General features: G+C 74.1%; 1 pseudogene. It reads left to right on the top strand.

Going from position 1 to position 572, the window contains the following annotated elements:
• A pseudogene (locus ACFQ36_RS23305) lies at positions 1–572 on the top strand (aminodeoxychorismate synthase component I); the annotation flags it as partial.

Genomic DNA, 572 nt, shown 5'->3' with positions numbered 1-572 from the left:
CACTGCTGGCCCCCGAGCATGCCGGCCTGGCCAGGCTGCGCGGCAGCCGGATCATTGCCGAGCGCGTGGACGCCTGCCCCGACGGCGAGCGCCTGTTCGCCGGGCTCTACGGGCAGTCCCCGCGCGCGGTGTGGCTGGACAGCTCCAACGCCGGGGCGGCAGCGGACCCGGAGGTGCCGGTCCGGAACACCCTGAGCATCCTCGCCGACGACGCCGGAAGTTTCGGCCGCTACGCCGAACACCGTTCCGGCACCACCTGCGTCACGTCCGGTGCAGTCACCACCCGGATCCGTGGCCCGTTCTTCCGCTGGCTGGAATCTGCCTGGACGGGCGGACCGCTGCTGCCGGCGGAGGTACCGGGCGAATTCGCCCTCGGCTGGCTCGGCTACCTTGGTTATGAGCTCAAGCGCGAGGCCGGGGCCCGGGACGTTGCGGTTGAGGCACCGGATGCCGCCCTGGTCTTCGCCGGCCGCGCGGTGCTGCTGGACCACGCCCGGCACTGCACCTGGCTGCTGGCGCTGGCGGGCCCGGACGACGCCGGCGGGCCCGGGGACGAGGTCCGGCGGTGGCTG

Source organism: Arthrobacter sp. GCM10027362 (genome assembly GCF_042679445.1).
GTDB lineage: Bacteria > Actinomycetota > Actinomycetes > Actinomycetales > Micrococcaceae > Crystallibacter.
Note: the sequence above shows the minus strand (reverse complement) of the source record. Positions and strands in the feature narration are given on the sequence as shown.